This is a genomic window from Paenibacillus sp. GYB003, from assembly GCF_036577625.1.
Taxonomy (GTDB): domain Bacteria; phylum Bacillota; class Bacilli; order Paenibacillales; family NBRC-103111; genus Paenibacillus_AB.
In genome coordinates, this window is the sequence record NZ_JARBDC010000068.1 from 13,431 (window position 1) to 29,619 (window position 16,189).

Genomic DNA, 16,189 nt, shown 5'->3' on the forward strand with positions numbered 1-16,189 from the left:
CATGATTCGCAGCATGACCGGATTCGGCCAGCGCAGCCGTTCCGCAGGCGGCTGCCGGCTGCAGGTCGAGATCAAGTCGGTCAATCACCGGTATACGGAGATCTCGGTTCGGCTTCCCCGCGAATGGCTTGCGCTCGAAGACGAATTGAAGCGGGAAATCGGCCGCGTCGTCGGCCGGGGCAAGGTGGACGCGTTCGTCGCGATCGAGAAGGAAGCCGAAGGACCGGCGTCGATCGAGATCGACTGGGCGGTAGCCGAGGCGGTCATGCAGGCGTCGGAGCGGCTGAAGGAACGATTCGGGCTGCGCGATTCGCCGACGCTTCGCGATTTGCTGGCGTATCCCGGGCTGCTCGTGCGCCGCGAAGACGTGCAGGACGCGGAGCTTTTGCGGGAGCCGCTGCTGGAATGCGTGCGCGAAGCGGCGGGCGACATGCTGCGGATGCGGGAGACGGAAGGAAAGCGGCTTGAAGCGTATATGCTGGAGCGGCTCGAGCGACTGGAGGCGCTTCATCGCGACGTCGAGGAGGCGGTCCGGCGTTCGGCCGGCGAGCATCGGGCAAAGCTGCATCGACGTTTGACGGAGCTGCTGGAAGGGGCGGTCGCGATCAGCCGCGACGATCCCCGGCTGCTGATGGAAGCGGCCGTCCTGGCGGAACGATCCGACATCGGCGAGGAGCTGAGCCGGTTGTCCAGCCATTTCGCCCAGTGCCGGAGGCTGCTCGGGTCAAGCGAGCCGGCAGGTCGAAAGCTCGATTTCCTGATTCAGGAGATGAACCGGGAAATCAACACGATCGGCTCGAAATCGAACCGTCTCGAATACGCGGAAGCCGTCGTCGAGATGAAGGCCGAGCTGGAGAAGCTGCGCGAGCAGACGCAAAATATCGAATGAATGGCCGCTTGCTAGAGTATGAGACTAGCGGGATTTGGCAAGAATAGTGCAAGGCTGTTGCCGGCTCGAAGGAGAAACGGACCCGGCGGTCTTGAATTCGTAGGAGGGCAATGATGGCCATTAAATTGATCAATATCGGCTTCGGAAATATCGTGTCCGCAAACCGGATCATCTCGATCGTAAGTCCCGAATCCGCGCCGATTAAGCGGATCATCCAGGAAGCGCGCGACCGGCATATGCTGATCGACGCCACGTACGGCAGACGCACGCGCGCCGTCATCATCACGGACAGCGACCACGTGATTTTATCCGCCGTGCAGCCGGAAACGGTGGCGCACCGACTTACGAACAATAAGGACGATGATCATGACGAGTAATGCGGACAAAGGCCTTTTGATCGTGCTATCCGGCCCGTCCGGTGTAGGCAAAGGCACCGTCTGTTCCATGCTTCGGAAGCAAGCGCCGGAACTCGTGTATTCGGTATCCGCGACGACTCGCGCGCCGCGTGCCGGCGAAACGGAAGGCGTCAACTATTTTTTCAAAACAAAGGATCAGTTCCGCTCGATGATCGAACGGGACGAGCTTCTCGAATGGGCGGAATACGTCGGCCAATATTACGGGACGCCGCGCAGCTTCGTCAGCGAGACGATTCAGGCCGGCAAAGACATCATACTGGAAATCGAAGTGCAGGGCGCCATGAAGGTGAAGCAGCGGTTTCCGGAAGGCGTATTTATTTTCCTGATGCCGCCGTCGCTGGACGAGCTGAAAACCCGGATCGAAAATCGCGGTACGGAAACCGACGAATCGATTCGCAACAGGCTGTCCGTCGCGGTGGATGAAATCCGCCTGCTGGAGCATTACGATTATGCCGTCGTCAACGACCGCGTCGAATCGGCCTGCGAGCGAATCCTTTCGATTATTACCGCGGAGCATTGCAAGCGCGAACGCATACTGCCTTATGTGAAATCTTGGATGGAAGAGGTGCGATAAACGATGCTGTACCCATCGATCGACCGGCTCATCGATAAAATCGACAGTAAATATTCGCTCGTCGTGGCGGCGTCCAAACGGGCGAGAATGCTGCGGGACGGGGCGAAAACGGAATTGAAGGACCCGGTGGCGAGCAAGTTCGTCGGCGTCGCGCTGGAAGAAATATACGGCGACCACATTCAAGTGGAAAACCAGCCGAAAGAAAGCTTGAAGCAAGGTTAAAAGGCAATTCCGCATGACAACAACCTCTGGCAGGTTGTTATTTTTTTCTCTGGGGAAAGCACCCGGGCTTTCGCTTCGTTGATCGGGGTTAAAGCGCGGGGGATATAAAGGAGGAGATGCGCATGCTGAAAGGAAAAACGATCGTGCTCGGCGTAACCGGCGGCATCGCGGCCTACAAGGCGGCGGCGCTTTGCAGCAAACTCGCCCAGGCGGGCGCGAACGTTCGCGTCGTCATGACCGAGTCGGCGACCCATTTCGTCGCACCGCTGACGTTCCAGACGCTGTCGCGCCACGATGTCGCGATCGACACGTTCGACGAGAAGGACGCTTCGGTCGTCTCGCATATCGATTTGGCCGACAGCGCCGACCTTGTCGTCGTCGCACCGGCGACGGCGAACGTCATCGCCAAATTGGCGCACGGCATCGCCGACGATATGCTCACGACGACGCTGCTCGCCACGGAGGCGCCGATCCTCGTCGCTCCGGCGATGAACGTGCATATGTACGCGCACCCCGCCGTCGCCGAAAACATGCGGATTTTGCACAGCCGCGGCGTATCGTTCGTCGAGCCGGGCGAAGGCCAGCTCGCTTGCGGCTACGTCGGCAAAGGCCGGCTCGCCGAGCCGGAAGAGATCGTCAGGGCGATCGAACGGATGTTCGATTCCGGCCAATCGCTCGCGGGCAAAAAAGTGATCGTGACGGCGGGCGGGACGATCGAGCGCATCGACCCGGTCCGCTACATCACGAACGACTCGTCCGGCAAAATGGGCTATGCCGTCGCCGAGGCGGCGAAACGAATGGGCGCGCACGTTACGCTCATTACCGGCAAAGCGTCCGTCGTCCCGCCGGCCGGCGTGGAGGTCGTTCCGGTCGATTCGACGCTGGACATGTTGGATGCGATGCTCGCCCGCTTTTCCGACGCCGACGTCGTCATCAAGGCGGCCGCGGTCGCCGATTACCGGCCCGCTCGCCCTTCGGACAAAAAAATCAAAAAAAACGACGAGACGATGACGCTCGAGCTGGTCAAAAATCCGGACATTTTGCAAACGATCGGCGAGCGCAAGACGAAGCAGTTCATCGTCGGCTTCGCGGCGGAAACGGACAACGGCGAGCGGTACGCGATGGATAAAGTGAAGCGCAAAAAATGCGACCTGCTCGTCCTGAACGACGTGACCGTGCCGGGTGCGGGCTTCGGCGTCGACACGAATATCGTTACCGTTTTCGACGGCTCCGGCCTCGTCGCCTCGCTGCCCCAAATGAGCAAGCTTGCCGTCGCCGAGCGGCTGCTCGCCCTCGTAGCCGAGCGCTTGAACGCCCGCGGCGGGAGTGAGGCGTGATGCGGAGCGGCAGCGTACGGGCGCCGGCCGATTTGTACGAGAACGGGCTGCTGGACGACGAACGTCCGGAAGGCTCGTTCTTGTTCGCGCAAGTGATCGTGGACGTTCCGGCGAAGCAGACGAACCGTCCGTTCGATTATATCGTTCCGCCGGAGCTGCGGACGTGGGTCGGCATCGGCAGCCGCGTCGGCGTGCCGTTCGGGCCGCGCACGCTGCAAGGGTTCGTCGTCGGCCTGGCGGAGGCGACGTCGATGGACGCGTCCAAGCTGAAAAAGATCGAACAGGTGCTCGATCTCATGCCGCCGCTCAATCCCGAGCTGGTGCAGCTTGCGCGCTGGATGAGCCGGACGTACATTTGCCACGAAATAACCGCCCTGCAGGCGATGATCCCGGGCGCGCTCAAAGCGAAATACGAGAAGCGGATCACCGTGGCGGAGCATAACGGGATCAACGGCGGCGACGATCCTCACGGCGCGCCCGGTCAAGCGATGCTGCTGCCCGAAAGCCCGGAGGAACAAGCGATCTTGGCGTTCGTCCGGCAGAAGGGCAGCGTGACGACCGATATGATGCTAAGCCGGTTTCCAGGAGCGGGTCCGCTGCTGAAACGGCTGCTGGAGCAGGGCAAGCTCGCCTGGGAGCAGACGGTGAAAGACCGGCTGAACGCGAAAAAGCTGCTCGTCGTCGAGCCGGCCGCCGATGCGGGCACGCTCGTATCGGCGAGCGGCAGACTGCCGGCCGGCGCGAAGCGGCAAAAGGAGCTGCTGCTCTTTTTCGCCGAGCATCCCGAGCCGGTTCCGCTCGCCGAACTGACGGACAAGCTCGGCGTCGGGGCGGGAACGGTGAAGAGCGTCGCGGAAAAAGGCTGGCTCGCCGTCAAGGAGCGCGAAGTGTTCCGCGATCCGTATGCCGGCAAAGCGTTCGCCAGAACCGCTCCGCTCCCGCTGACGGAGCAGCAGCGCGGCGTGCTGAAGCCGATCGCCGAGACGCTCGACCGGCGCGATCACCGCGTCTTTTTGCTGCACGGCGTAACCGGCAGCGGCAAAACGGAAGTGTATTTGCAGGCGATCCAAACGTGCTTGGACCAAGGCCGGGAGGCGATCGTCCTCGTGCCGGAAATTTCGCTGACGCCGCAAATGGTCGAGCGGTTCAAAGGCCGTTTCGGCGACGCCGTCGCCGTCATGCACAGCCGGCTGTCGCAGGGCGAACGGTACGACGAATGGCGCAAAATCGGCTTGAAGCGGGTGAAAGTCGTCATCGGCGCGCGGTCGGCCATTTTCGCGCCGTTCGAAAATCTCGGTCTCGTCATTATCGACGAAGAACACGAAGCTTCCTATAAACAAGAGGAAAGTCCGAAGTACCACGCGCGCGACGTCGCGATCGAACGGGCGGCCCGGCAGGGCGCCGTCGTCGTGCTAGGCTCGGCGACGCCGTCGCTGGAAAGCTACGCGAAATCGGTATCGGGGAAAGCCGGGCGGGACGGGGAGGATGCGTCCTCGTATACGCTGTTGACGATGTCCGAACGCGTGGAAGGGCGCCCGCTGCCGGAGGTGCACGTCGTCGATCTGCGCGAGGAGCTGAAGGCGGGCAACCGTTCCATGTTCAGCCGCGGCTTGTACGAAGCGATCGAGCGGCGGCTGCGGCGAAACGAGCAGACCGTGCTGCTGCTCAACCGCCGCGGTTACTCGACGTTCGTCATGTGCAGGTCGTGCGGCCACGTCGTCCAATGCCCGCATTGCGACATATCGCTCACGTACCATCAAGTGTCGCGCACGATGCGCTGCCATTACTGCGGGCTTTCGCAGCCCGAGCCGAAAACGTGCCCGAGCTGCGAAAGCGAGCATATCCGCTATTTCGGCACCGGGACGCAGCGGGTCGAGGAGGAGCTCGGCAAGCTGTTTCCGGGCATTCGCGTCATCCGGATGGACGTCGATACGACGTCGGAGAAAGGGGCGCACGAAAAGCTGCTGAGCCGGTTCCGAAGCAAGCAGGCCGACGTGCTGCTCGGCACGCAAATGGTCGCCAAAGGGCTCGATTTCCCGGACGTGACGCTCGTCGGCGTCATCGCCGCGGATACGGTGCTCCACCTGCCCGACTTCCGCGCCGCCGAGAAAACGTTCCAGCTGCTGACGCAGGTCGCCGGACGCGCGGGACGGCACAAGCTGCCCGGCGAGGTGTTCATCCAGACGTACACGCCGGACCATTACAGCATCGTGACGGCGAGCGGCCATAATTACGAGGCGTTTCTCGATAGCGAGCTGGAGATGCGCCGGCAGCGCGGGTACCCGCCATACTGCGAGCTCGTGCTCATTACGCTGTCTCACGAGCAAGTGCCGCTGCTCGTACGGGCCGGCGAATCGTTTGCGTCGAGGCTGAAGCAGGGCTGGGAGCGGCTGCGGCCGAAGGCGGCCGGCGGCGGGCAAACGGAGGAGCCGTACTTCGAGGTGTACGGCCCGGTCGCGTCGCCGATCCCGCGAATCAAAGATAGATATCGGTTCCAATGCATGATAAAATATCGGGGTAATGTCGACGTATCCGCGCTGCTCGCCGAAACGGCGGCCGCCTTCGACGAAACGGTGCGCAAAGACAAGCTGCAAATCAGCATCGACGTCAACCCGCAGGTGCTTATGTAGCGTTACGTGATGCGCATTCGGCGAATCGACCCGGGTATGCCGGAATCGGCCGAATAAAAGTTGTTGGAGGATGTTAAACCGGCTATTTTCGTCAATAAATAGGTTAAACGGTCTTTTACGGCTCTTCTATTTGCTGCTCCGGGGTTTTCTTCGCGGCGTTAACGAACGATTTCGGTGAATATAGCAGCTCCAAACGTCCGCTGATTACGCCTTGCGGTCGATTTTGCGAAAAATAAACGGTGCAAAAGACTTCTACTCGTAACATGCGCGGATGCGTGATGCGTATGATAAATACATGTTCAAACGGAAAGGAAGTTGCCAAGTGGCCATCCGAATCATAGTGAAAGAACCGGACCCGGTGCTCCGCGAGAAGGCGAAGCCGGTGCCGAAAATTACGCCGAACATCGTGAAACTGCTCGGCGATATGGCCGATACGATGTACGACGCCGAAGGGGTGGGGCTCGCCGCTCCGCAAATCGGCATTTTGAAGCGGGTGATCGTCATCGACGTCGGCGACGAGCACGGCTTGATCGAGATGATCAATCCGGAAATCGTCAGCATGGAAGGCGAGCAGCTCGGACCGGAAGGCTGTCTCAGCATTCCGGGGCTGCGGGGTGATGTCAAACGGGCGATGAAGGTGACGGTGAAAGGGCTGAACCGCGACGGCGAGGAAATCGTCATAACCGGAACGGAGCTGCTCGCCCGCGCGTTCCAGCACGAGGTGGATCATTTGAACGGTGTGCTGTTCACCGATCTGGCCCAAAGCGTATATCGCGAAGAGGAACGGCAAAAGAAAGGCGAGGAGTGAAGACATGAACGTCGTTTTCATGGGAACGCCCGATTTTGCCGTTCCTTCCCTTCTGGCGCTGCTGGAGGAAGCATACAACGTCGTCGCCGTCGTGACGCAGCCCGACCGGCCGAAAGGTCGGAAGCGCGAGCTGACGCCGCCGCCGGTCAAGGCGGAAGCGACGAAGCGGGGCATCCCCGTGCTCCAGCCGGAGAAGCTGCGCGATCCGGGTGCGCTCGACGCCATTCGCGCCTTTGAACCGGACTTGATCGTGACCGCCGCGTACGGGCAAATTTTGCCCAAATCGCTTTTGGCGCTGCCGCGTCACGGCTGCATCAACGTGCACGGCTCGCTTCTGCCGAAATATCGCGGAGGCGCGCCGATTCAGCATGCGATCATGAACGGCGAGCGGGCGACCGGAGTGACGATCATGTATATGGCCGCCGGACTCGACACCGGCGACATGATCAGCCGCGTGGAAGTGCCGATCACGGACGACGATACGGCGGGAACGATGTTCGAGAAGCTGAGCGCGGCCGGTGCCGACCTGCTCCGGGCGACGCTTCCCGATCTGCTGCAGGGGCGCATCGAAGCCGTTCCGCAAAACGAGGCGGAAGCGACGTACGCGCCCAACATCAGCCGCGAGGACGAGAAAATCGACTGGAGCCGCACGTCGCGCGAGCTGTTCAACCAGATCCGCGGCTTGAATCCGATGCCCGGCGCTTTTACGCTGTGGAACGGCGAAGTGTTCAAAGTTTGGGCGAGCCGCAAGCCGGAAGGCGCGAGCAGCCGCTCCGGAGCGCCGGGCACCGTCCTGCAAATGACGGACGACGGCCTCGAAGTGAAAACCGGAGACGGCTCCTTGTGGCTGACGCAGGTGCAGCCCGCGGGCAAAAAGGCGATGAGCGTGGCCGAATGGAAGCGCGGCACGACGATCCCGCCCGGAACCGTATTGGGGGTTTGACGTCTTTTGAAGCGAAACGAACGGCAATCGACATATACCGCAAACGCGGGAAGCAAGGGAAGGGACGACGGCAGGCGGCCGAGCGGCAAACGGCCGGGAGGCCCGGGCGAACGAACGGTCGGCGGATCGAAGCGGTCGGCGTCCGCTCCCAAACCGGCATCGGCCCGGGAGCTCGCTCTTGAGGCGCTGACGCGAGTAGAGACGGAAGGCGCATACAGCAATTTGCTGCTGAACCGGCTGCTGCAGAAGCATCCGCTCGACCGGGCGGACGCGGGTCTCGCGACCGAGCTCGTCTACGGGACGATTCAGCGCAAAAACACGCTCGACTATTATTTGAACCGCTTCGTCGCGGCCGGCGTCGCCAAGCTGGAGCCGTGGGTGCGCAATTTGCTCCGGCTCGGCCTGTACCAGCTGCTGTACCTAGACCGCATTCCGGAGCACGCCGCCGTGAACGAGTCGGTGAATATCGCGAAGCGCAAAGGGCATGCCGGCATTTCGGGCATGGTGAACGGAGTGCTCCGCAACGCCGTGCGGCGCAAGGCGGAGCTGGCCGTTCCGCGAACGCTCGGCCCAATCGAACGGATCGCGCTCGAAACGTCGCATCCGGAATGGCTGGTGGCCGATTGGGTCGGCCGGTTCGGCGCGGAAACGGCCGAACGGATATGCCGGGCGAACAACGAGCCTCCGCATGCGAGCGTCCGGGTCAATTCGGTCAAGCTGTCCCGCGACGAGCTGCTGCGGTTGATGCGGGACGCCGGCATGCAGGCCCGGCCGTCGGAGCTGTCGGAGGCGGGCATCGTCGTCGAAAGCGGCGGAAATATGGCGCTGACGCCATGGTATGCGGACGGGCTGCTGTCCGTCCAGGACGAAAGCTCGATGCTCGTGGCGGAGGCGGTCGATCCGCGGCCGGGCATGAGCGTACTGGACTGCTGCGCCGCGCCGGGCGGCAAAACGTCGCATATGGCCGAGCGGATGAACGATGCCGGGCGCATCGTCGCGTGCGATTTGCACGAGCATAAACGGGAGCTGATCGAGGCGCAGGTCAAGCGGCTCGGGCTGACGAGCGTCGAAACGCGGACGATCGACGCCCGCGAGCTGCCGGAGGCGTATCGCGGCTCCGCCTTCGATCGCATTTTGCTCGACGCGCCGTGCACGGGCTTCGGCGTCGTTCGCCGCAAGCCGGATATCAAATGGACGAAGCGTCCCGAGGATGCGGAGGACATCGCCCGGCTGCAGGCCGAGCTGCTGAACGGAGCGGCCAAGCTGCTGGCGCCGGGCGGCGTTCTCGTGTACAGCACGTGCACGATCTCGGAGGCGGAAAACGAGCGGGTCCTCGAAACGTTTTTGGCGGCCCATCCCGGCTTTCGGCTGGAGCAGCCGCCCGAGCCGCTGCGCCGCCGCTTGCCCGCGGAGGCGGTCGCGCCGAGCGGGACGATCGCCATTTTGCCGCATATGTTCGGCTCGGACGGATTTTTCATCGCCCGGCTGCGGAAACAGAGCGAATAGGCGAAAGCGTTGGCGGCAAGGCAATCGCATTGAAGCGACCCGAGACCGATCTTTTGTCGCTGCTTGGTCCCCGTTGATGCCCCCGAATCGCCGCCCATTTGGCGCCGGTTCGACGAAACGCGAAAAACTCCCGCCAAATCGACGCAGCTTCGGCGAAGCGCTCGTTTTTCGGGCCAATGCGATTGCCCTGCGGCCGGACCGGGCGAAACTTTAGCTATCGTCCCGGTTATGCTAGAATGGAATGGAACGCGGCCGGAACCGCCATAAGTTCCGGCTTTCCCGCATGAATGCGAAACTAACGAAACGGGTAGGGATGTTTTTGCTGAAACCTTTAAAACCGTTAAAACCACTTGAGCCCCACGTACCCGAGAAGCTTTCCGCCTACGATCTTTCCCTCGAGGAATGGCAGGCTTGGCTGAAAGATAACGGCGAGGCGGCGTTTCGGGCCGGGCAACTGTTCGATTGGCTGTACGTCAAGCGGGTCGGATCGTTCGAGGAAATGTCCAATTTATCGAAAACGCTGCGCGACAAGCTGGCCGGCGAGTTCGAATTCGTGTCGCTGAAGGAAATCGCCCGTCATCAGTCGAAGGACGGCACGGTCAAATTTTTGTTCGAGCTGGCCGACGGCAACGCGATCGAGACGGTCATCATGAAGCACGATTACGGCAACAGCGTGTGCGTCACGACGCAGGTCGGCTGCCGGATCGGCTGCACGTTTTGCGCTTCGACGCTCGGCGGGCTGAAGCGGAATTTGTCGGCCGGCGAAATCGTCGCGCAGGTCGTACAAGCCCAGCGCCTGCTCGACGCGACCGGCGAACGGGTCAGCAGCATCGTCATTATGGGGATCGGCGAGCCGTTCGAAAACTACGATGCGATGCTCAAGTTTTTGAAGCTGATGAACCATCCCAAAGGGTTGAACATCGGCCAGCGCCACATCACCGTATCGACGAGCGGCATCGTGCCGAACATTTACCGGTTCGCCGACGAAAATATGCAGATCAATTTGGCGATTTCGATCCACGCCCCGAACGACGAGCTTCGCTCCAAGCTGATGCCCGTCAACCGGCGGTATCCGTTCGCCGATTTGATCGAGGCGTGTAACTATTATTTGCGCAAGACGGGCAGGCGCATCACGTTCGAATACGCCCTGATGGGCGGCGTCAACGATTCCGCGGAAAACGCCGCGGAGCTGGCGAACGTGCTGAAAGGCATGCTGCCGCTCGCCCACGTCAATCTGATTCCGGTCAATTTCGTGCTGGAGCGCAATTTCAAACGAACGGAGCGGGACGACATTTTCGCCTTCCAGCGCATTTTGGAGAAGGCGGGCATCCCCGCGACGATCCGCCGCGAGCACGGCAGCGACATCGCCGCCGCCTGTGGGCAGCTGCGCGCCAAGCACTTGGAGTCGAAGTAGAGGTGAGGGGATCATGCAAACGGCGTATCGTACCGATGCCGGACTCGTCCGGCTGATCAACGAAGACCGGGCCGCGGTAAGAGACGAATGGAACGGGTTTACCCTCGCCATCGTCGCTGACGGCATGGGCGGCCATCAAGCGGGGGAAATCGCCAGCACGATGGCGATCGAGCTCGTGGAAACGGAAATGCGCGCGGTCGGCATCGATATGACGCTGGAGGAGCGCAAGGAAGCCGTTCGCCGGGCGATCGCCCTGGCGAACGATCAAGTGTACGAATTCGCTTCCAAGCAGGCGCGCTACCAAGGGATGGGCACGACCGTCGTCACGGCGCTGGCGACGTCCCGCGACGTCGTCATCGGCCATATCGGCGACAGCCGCGCCTATCTCGTGTCCCGCGGGACGATCCGCCAATTGACCGAGGATCATTCGCTCGTCAACGAGCTGGTGAAATCGGGGCAAATTACGCCCGAAGAAGCGAACGTCCATCCGCTGCGCAACGTCGTCACCCGCGCGCTCGGCACCGATAAGCAGGTCGAAGTCGACATCGTCCATTGCGATTGGCAGTGCGGCGACATTTTGCTGCTGTGCAGCGACGGCTTGAGCGGAGACATCGAAGAGCGGGAAATGCTCGGGATTATTTCCGACGACCGCGAGCTGTCGTGGAAGGTCGACCGGCTGATCGGGCGGGCGCTCGAGGAAGGCGGGGGCGACAACATTACGGTCGTGCTGCTGGCGAACGACGAGCAAGCCGAAGGTCGCGGGACGAACAAGGCGGAGAGGAGGGATGGAGCATGATCGGTCACGTTCTCGGAGGACGCTACGAGCTCCTCGATCGGATCGGCGGCGGCGGCATGGCGCTCGTTTACAAAGGGCATGATCGTTTACTTAATCGGAAAGTCGCCGTTAAAGTGCTGCGCCAGCAGTACGTTCACGACGAGGAATTCATTCGCCGGTTCCGCAGGGAAGCCCAGGCGGCCGCGTCGCTTTCGCACCCGAACGTCGTCAGCATATACGATGTCGGCCAAGAGGACGAGACGCACTACATCGTCATGGAATATATCGAAGGCAAGACGCTGAACGACCTGATCAAGGAACGGGCGCCTCTGCCGGTCGAAGAGTCGGTGCGGATCGCCTCGCAAATTTGCGACGCGCTCGATCATGCCCATCTGAACCAAATCATTCACCGCGACATCAAGCCCCACAACATTTTGATCGGCAAAAACGGCCGCGTCAAAGTGACCGATTTCGGCATCGCCCGCGCCGCGGACGCCTCGCAAATTACGCAAACCGGCTCCGTCGTCGGCTCGGTCCATTATTTTTCGCCGGAGCACGCGAAAGGAACGCTCACGGGAGCGCAGTCCGATCTGTATTCGCTCGGCATCGTCCTGTATCAGATGCTGACCGGCCGTCTGCCGTTTCTCGGCGAAAGCCCGATCAGCGTGGCGCTGAAGCATTTGCAGGAGGACGTCGAGGAGCCCCGCAAAGTGAACCCGCTCATCCCGCAAAGCGTCGAAAACATCATTTTGAAATCGATGCGCAAAAAACCGGAGGAGCGCTACCGGTCGGCCAAAGAGATGCTGCAGGATTTGGATACGTGCCTGAACCCGGAGCGGCGGAACGAGTCCAAAATCGTGTTTTCGCACGACGACGACGAGTACGAGGACAGCGAGAAGACGCGCGTCCTGCCGGCCATCCGCGGCGATTATACGCCGGAGGAGCCGCGCGACGACGAGGAGCCGGACCCGCCCCGCAGGAAGAAAGGCTGGGTGAAGCCGTTCGTCTGGACGATCGTCACGCTGCTGCTGCTCGGGCTTATGTACGCCGGCGTCTTGTACGTGAAAAAGATGATCGAAGTGCCCGAGATCGATATTCCGAACGTCGTCGGAATGACGGTGCAGGACGCTCAAAATACGTTGACGGGCAAAAGCTTGGAGAGCAAGGTCGTCGTGCAAACGAACGCGCAAATACCGAAGGACGTCGTCATCCAGCAGGATCCGGCGCCGGGGCGCGTCAAAGTGGCGAATCCCGTGACGCTGTACGTCAGCTCGGGTCCGGAAAAGCAAAAAATGCCGGATTGGCGGGGCAAGCAGCTGAACGACGTGCTCAATACGGAGCTGATCAAATTCGGCATCGACCCGTCGCAGGTGAAGAAAGAGGAGACGCACGCCAACGAAGAGGCCGGGACGATATTGACCCAGACGCCGGCGCCGGACGAGGAATTCGATCCGAAGACGGTATCGATCAAGCTGTCGGTCAGCAAAGGCAAGGATCAAATCCCGATGCCGAACTTGATCGGCTTGACGGAGGCCGCCGCGCAGTCGCGGGCGAAGCTGAACGATTTGAAGCTCGAAGTGCAGCGCGAGCCTTCGTACAAGCAGGCGCGAGGCGTCGTATTCAATCAATGGCCGTATCAGCCGGACCAGCTCGTCTCTCCCGGCGCGGAAGTGAAAATATTCGTAAGCACCGGTTATCCGGAAACGGCGAAAGAAGTGACGGTCACGAAAGTGATTTCGCCGGCCGAGAAAGGCAAGGAGAGTACGATCACAATCAAATACAGCGACGCGCGGGGCGACGAGCTCGATTGGGATAAGCCGCGCAAAATTACGGACACCCAAACGTTCGACATCAAGCTCGTGCTTTCTCCGGAAAAAGACGGGTCGATCCAATATTTCCGCGACGGCGAACGAATCGACATCGATACGGTGCCGTATTCCGGCAAGACGACGAGCAGTCCGGTATCCGGCACGCCGAGCGGAACGACGGGAACCGGCGGTCAGCAGCCGGGCGGCGGATCCGGCGCCGGCGGGACGGGAAGCTCGACGGGCGGCTCCGGAAGCGGCAGCAAGCCGGGAGGCGCCGGCGCAACGACCGGAAGCGGCACGACGACCGGAAGCGGCACGACGACCGGCGGCGGCACGACAGGGGGCGCGACCGGCGCGGGTTCCGGCACCCCGTCCGGTACGAATACCGGGACGGGAGGACGGAACTGAATGCACGATGGCGTAATCGTAAAAGCGTTAAGCGGCTATTATTACGTAATGCCGGACGATGCCGGTTCGGAAGCCGTCCAATGCCGGGCCCGGGGCATTTTCAAGAAGAAAGGGATCACGCCGCTCGTCGGCGACCGGGTCGTATTCGGGCTGACGGAAAACGGCGAAGGCACGGTCGACGAGATCAAGCCGCGCACGACCGAGCTCATTCGGCCTCCCGTGGCGAACGTCGATTTGGCCGTCCTCGCCTTCTCGCTCGCCGAGCCGGCGCTCAACGTGCAGCTGCTGGACAAATTTCTCGTCCATACCGAAAAAGCCGGCCTTCGGACGGTCATTTGCCTCACGAAGCGGGATTTGCTTCCCGAAGACGGCAAGCTGGAAAGCCCGCAGCAGCAATTGAACGCGCTCGACGACGTGATCGCCTTGTACGAGCGGATCGGGTATCCCGTCGTCGTAACGAGCGCGAACAAGAAGGAAGGAATCGACGAGCTGCGCTCCCTCTTGGCGGGACGCATCAGCGTCTTCTCCGGCCAATCCGGCGTAGGGAAGTCGTCGCTGCTGAACGCGCTTGTGCCGGGACTAACGCTCGCGACGAACGAAATCAGCTCGAAGCTCGGCCGCGGCAAGCATACGACGCGGCACGTGGAGCTGATCCCGCTCGGCGGGGAGGACGGCGCGCTCGTCGCCGATACGCCCGGCTTCAGCCAGCTCGACTTTTTGCAGATGGAGGCGGAGGAGCTGTCGTCCTGCTTCGTCGAGATGAAGCGGGCGTCGGCCGGATGCAAGTTTCGCGGCTGCCTGCACCAGCAGGAGCCCGGCTGCCAAGTGCTCGCGGCGGTCGAGAAAGGCGAAATCGCCCCGAGCCGCTACAAGCATTACCTCGTCTTTTTGCAGGAAATGAAAGAACGGAAACGGAGGTACTGACATGCCGGAATTGTTGATCGCGCCGTCGATATTGTCCGCGGACTTCGCGAAGCTAGGCGATGAAATTCGCGACGTCGAGCAAGGCGGCGCCGACTGGATTCACGTGGACGTCATGGACGGCCATTTCGTGCCGAACATTACGCTCGGGCCGCCGATCGTTCAGTCGATTCGGCCCCATACGAAGCTGCCGCTCGACGTTCATTTGATGATCTCGCGCCCGGACGAATACATTCGCGCGTTCGCGCAGGCGGGAGCGGATTATATATCGGTTCACGCGGAAGCGTGCGCGCATTTGCACCGAACCGTCCAGCTGATCAAAAGCGAAGGGGCGAAAGCGGGCGTCGTGCTCAATCCGGCGACGCCGCTGGCCGCGCTCGAGCATATTTTGGAAGACGTCGAACTCGTTCTGCTCATGACGGTCAACCCGGGCTTCGGCGGCCAGCGGTTTATCGGCTCCGTCGTGCCGAAAATCGCCGCGCTGCGCCGCATGCTGGACGAACGCGGCTTGTCGCATGTCCACGTGGAGGTCGACGGGGGCGTCAACGAGGAGACGGCGCCGCTCGTCGCGCAGGCGGGAGCGAACGCGCTCGTCGCCGGCAGCGCGGTATTCGCGCAGCCGGACCGCCGGGCGGCGATTTCGGCCATTCGCCGCGCGGCAACCCCGGGAGGAGGCCGCTTTTGAGGAACACGTTCATGCTGCTGCTGTGCAGCTTTTTGGTCGGCCAGCTGCTTCTTATTTTTTCGTGGAGCGACTTTTCGATATTTCGGTACGTCTATTCGCTTGGGGCGTTATTCATCGGCATCTACTATTTCAAGACGTTCGAATCGAAAGGACTGCGGATCGGCTTCGTGCTCGCGTCGCTCGCCTTTTGGGTCGTCCTGACCGTCGTATACGTCGCCATCGGCAAAATTCCGATATTGAACCTCGAGCCGCCGGGCCTCAAGGTGGAGCAATAACGCGCCGCGCAGGTATGTTTTCTTTTCGCGTCGCATATAGATGACTACAAGAGTTGCCGCTCTTGTAGTTTTTTTGTTCGGGTCATCACCTTTTCCGCAGGCGGCGAATAAGCTAGTGACATAAGGTGGATCCGCGCGGCGGCGGCGAAAACGGGACAGACGGCGGGCGTACAAAGGCCGCGCGGAACATGCGAGGGAGGGGTAGAAATGAAATTTTACACGATCAAGCTACCGAAATTTTTGGGTGGTGTCGTGAAGGCGATCTTGAATTCGTTCAGCAAAAATTGATCCAGCAGCCGGCGCTTCCTTGTTCGTACCGGACAATCCCGGCTCCCTTGCCGGCCGATGAACGTATGCCCTACGCCTGCCGGCGTTCGTCCGCGCGAAACGAGATGTCGGCACGGTTCGGAGCAACGAAAAAAAAGCACCTGGATGAAGGTGCTTTTTGTCTATTGTACGCCCAGCATGGGCGTCATCTTTAGGGTGTAAGTCCTGAACGGGGGCTGGCGAGCGCCTACCGTTAGCTAAGGGCAAGGGTGTCTGTCGTGAGGCAGAATCTGAAGGAAGCCGGAGGCAAA

The 16,189-nt window shown here is 61.3% G+C and carries 16 protein-coding genes; all 16 read left to right on the forward strand.

What is annotated here, in order from left to right:
- Position 1: 1 nt before the first annotated feature.
- The 16 genes from PV407_RS21645 (at position 2) to spoVM (ending at position 15,899) form a co-directional block, all read left to right on the forward strand.
- Positions 2-889 carry a YicC/YloC family endoribonuclease gene (locus PV407_RS21645; protein WP_332092075.1) on the forward strand — a complete coding sequence of 296 codons (888 nt, stop codon included), beginning with the start codon at positions 2-4 and terminating at the stop codon, positions 887-889.
- A 113-nt stretch (positions 890-1,002) separates the two neighbouring features.
- Positions 1,003-1,266 carry an extracellular matrix/biofilm regulator RemA gene (remA, locus tag PV407_RS21650; protein WP_110840413.1) on the forward strand — a complete coding sequence of 88 codons (264 nt, stop codon included), beginning with the start codon at positions 1,003-1,005 and terminating at the stop codon, positions 1,264-1,266.
- On the forward strand, positions 1,256-1,879 hold the full coding sequence (gene gmk / locus PV407_RS21655) for a guanylate kinase (RefSeq protein WP_332092076.1): 624 nt from the start codon (positions 1,256-1,258) through the stop codon (positions 1,877-1,879). The genes remA and gmk overlap by 11 nt, the downstream gene beginning before the upstream one ends.
- 3 nt (positions 1,880-1,882) lie before the next feature.
- On the forward strand, positions 1,883-2,101 hold the full coding sequence (gene rpoZ / locus PV407_RS21660; protein WP_332092077.1) for a DNA-directed RNA polymerase subunit omega: 219 nt from the start codon (positions 1,883-1,885) through the stop codon (positions 2,099-2,101).
- A gap of 122 nt (positions 2,102-2,223) precedes the next feature.
- Positions 2,224-3,438 (forward strand): bifunctional phosphopantothenoylcysteine decarboxylase/phosphopantothenate--cysteine ligase CoaBC, encoded by a 1,215-nt coding sequence (coaBC, locus tag PV407_RS21665; protein WP_332092078.1) that lies wholly within the window; start codon positions 2,224-2,226, stop codon positions 3,436-3,438.
- Between the two features lie 80 nt (positions 3,439-3,518).
- On the forward strand, positions 3,519-6,068 hold the full coding sequence (priA, locus tag PV407_RS21670; RefSeq protein WP_332092090.1) for a primosomal protein N': 2,550 nt from the start codon (positions 3,519-3,521) through the stop codon (positions 6,066-6,068).
- 322 nt (positions 6,069-6,390) lie between these two features.
- Entirely contained in the window at positions 6,391-6,876 is a 486-nt protein-coding gene (gene def, locus PV407_RS21675) for a peptide deformylase (protein ID WP_332092079.1), read from the forward strand.
- Between the two features lie 4 nt (positions 6,877-6,880).
- On the forward strand, positions 6,881-7,819 hold the full coding sequence (gene fmt, locus PV407_RS21680; protein ID WP_332092080.1) for a methionyl-tRNA formyltransferase: 939 nt from the start codon (positions 6,881-6,883) through the stop codon (positions 7,817-7,819).
- 6 nt (positions 7,820-7,825) lie between these two features.
- Positions 7,826-9,325, forward strand: a complete 1,500-nt coding sequence (gene rsmB, locus PV407_RS21685; protein WP_332092081.1) for a 16S rRNA (cytosine(967)-C(5))-methyltransferase RsmB — start codon at positions 7,826-7,828, stop codon at positions 9,323-9,325.
- A gap of 322 nt (positions 9,326-9,647) precedes the next feature.
- Positions 9,648-10,739, forward strand: a complete 1,092-nt coding sequence (gene rlmN, locus PV407_RS21690) for a 23S rRNA (adenine(2503)-C(2))-methyltransferase RlmN (protein WP_332092091.1) — start codon at positions 9,648-9,650, stop codon at positions 10,737-10,739.
- A gap of 13 nt (positions 10,740-10,752) precedes the next feature.
- Positions 10,753-11,535: a Stp1/IreP family PP2C-type Ser/Thr phosphatase gene (locus PV407_RS21695; protein WP_332092082.1), complete on the forward strand. Its 783-nt coding sequence runs from the start codon at positions 10,753-10,755 to the stop codon at positions 11,533-11,535.
- A complete protein-coding gene (gene pknB, locus PV407_RS21700) occupies positions 11,532-13,730 on the forward strand; it encodes a Stk1 family PASTA domain-containing Ser/Thr kinase (RefSeq protein ID WP_332092083.1) in 2,199 nt (732 codons plus the stop codon). Before PV407_RS21695 ends, pknB begins: the two co-directional genes overlap by 4 nt.
- Positions 13,731-14,654, forward strand: coding sequence for a ribosome small subunit-dependent GTPase A (gene rsgA, locus PV407_RS21705; RefSeq protein WP_332092084.1), 924 nt, complete (start codon positions 13,731-13,733; stop codon positions 14,652-14,654).
- Between the two features lies 1 nt (position 14,655).
- Positions 14,656-15,336 (forward strand): ribulose-phosphate 3-epimerase, encoded by a 681-nt coding sequence (rpe, locus tag PV407_RS21710; protein WP_332092085.1) that lies wholly within the window; start codon positions 14,656-14,658, stop codon positions 15,334-15,336.
- Entirely contained in the window at positions 15,333-15,611 is a 279-nt protein-coding gene (locus PV407_RS21715; protein WP_332092086.1) for a hypothetical protein, read from the forward strand. The genes rpe and PV407_RS21715 overlap by 4 nt, the downstream gene beginning before the upstream one ends.
- 207 nt (positions 15,612-15,818) lie before the next feature.
- A complete protein-coding gene (spoVM, locus tag PV407_RS21720; protein WP_332092092.1) occupies positions 15,819-15,899 on the forward strand; it encodes a stage V sporulation protein SpoVM in 81 nt (26 codons plus the stop codon).
- Positions 15,900-16,189 lie beyond the last annotated feature (290 nt).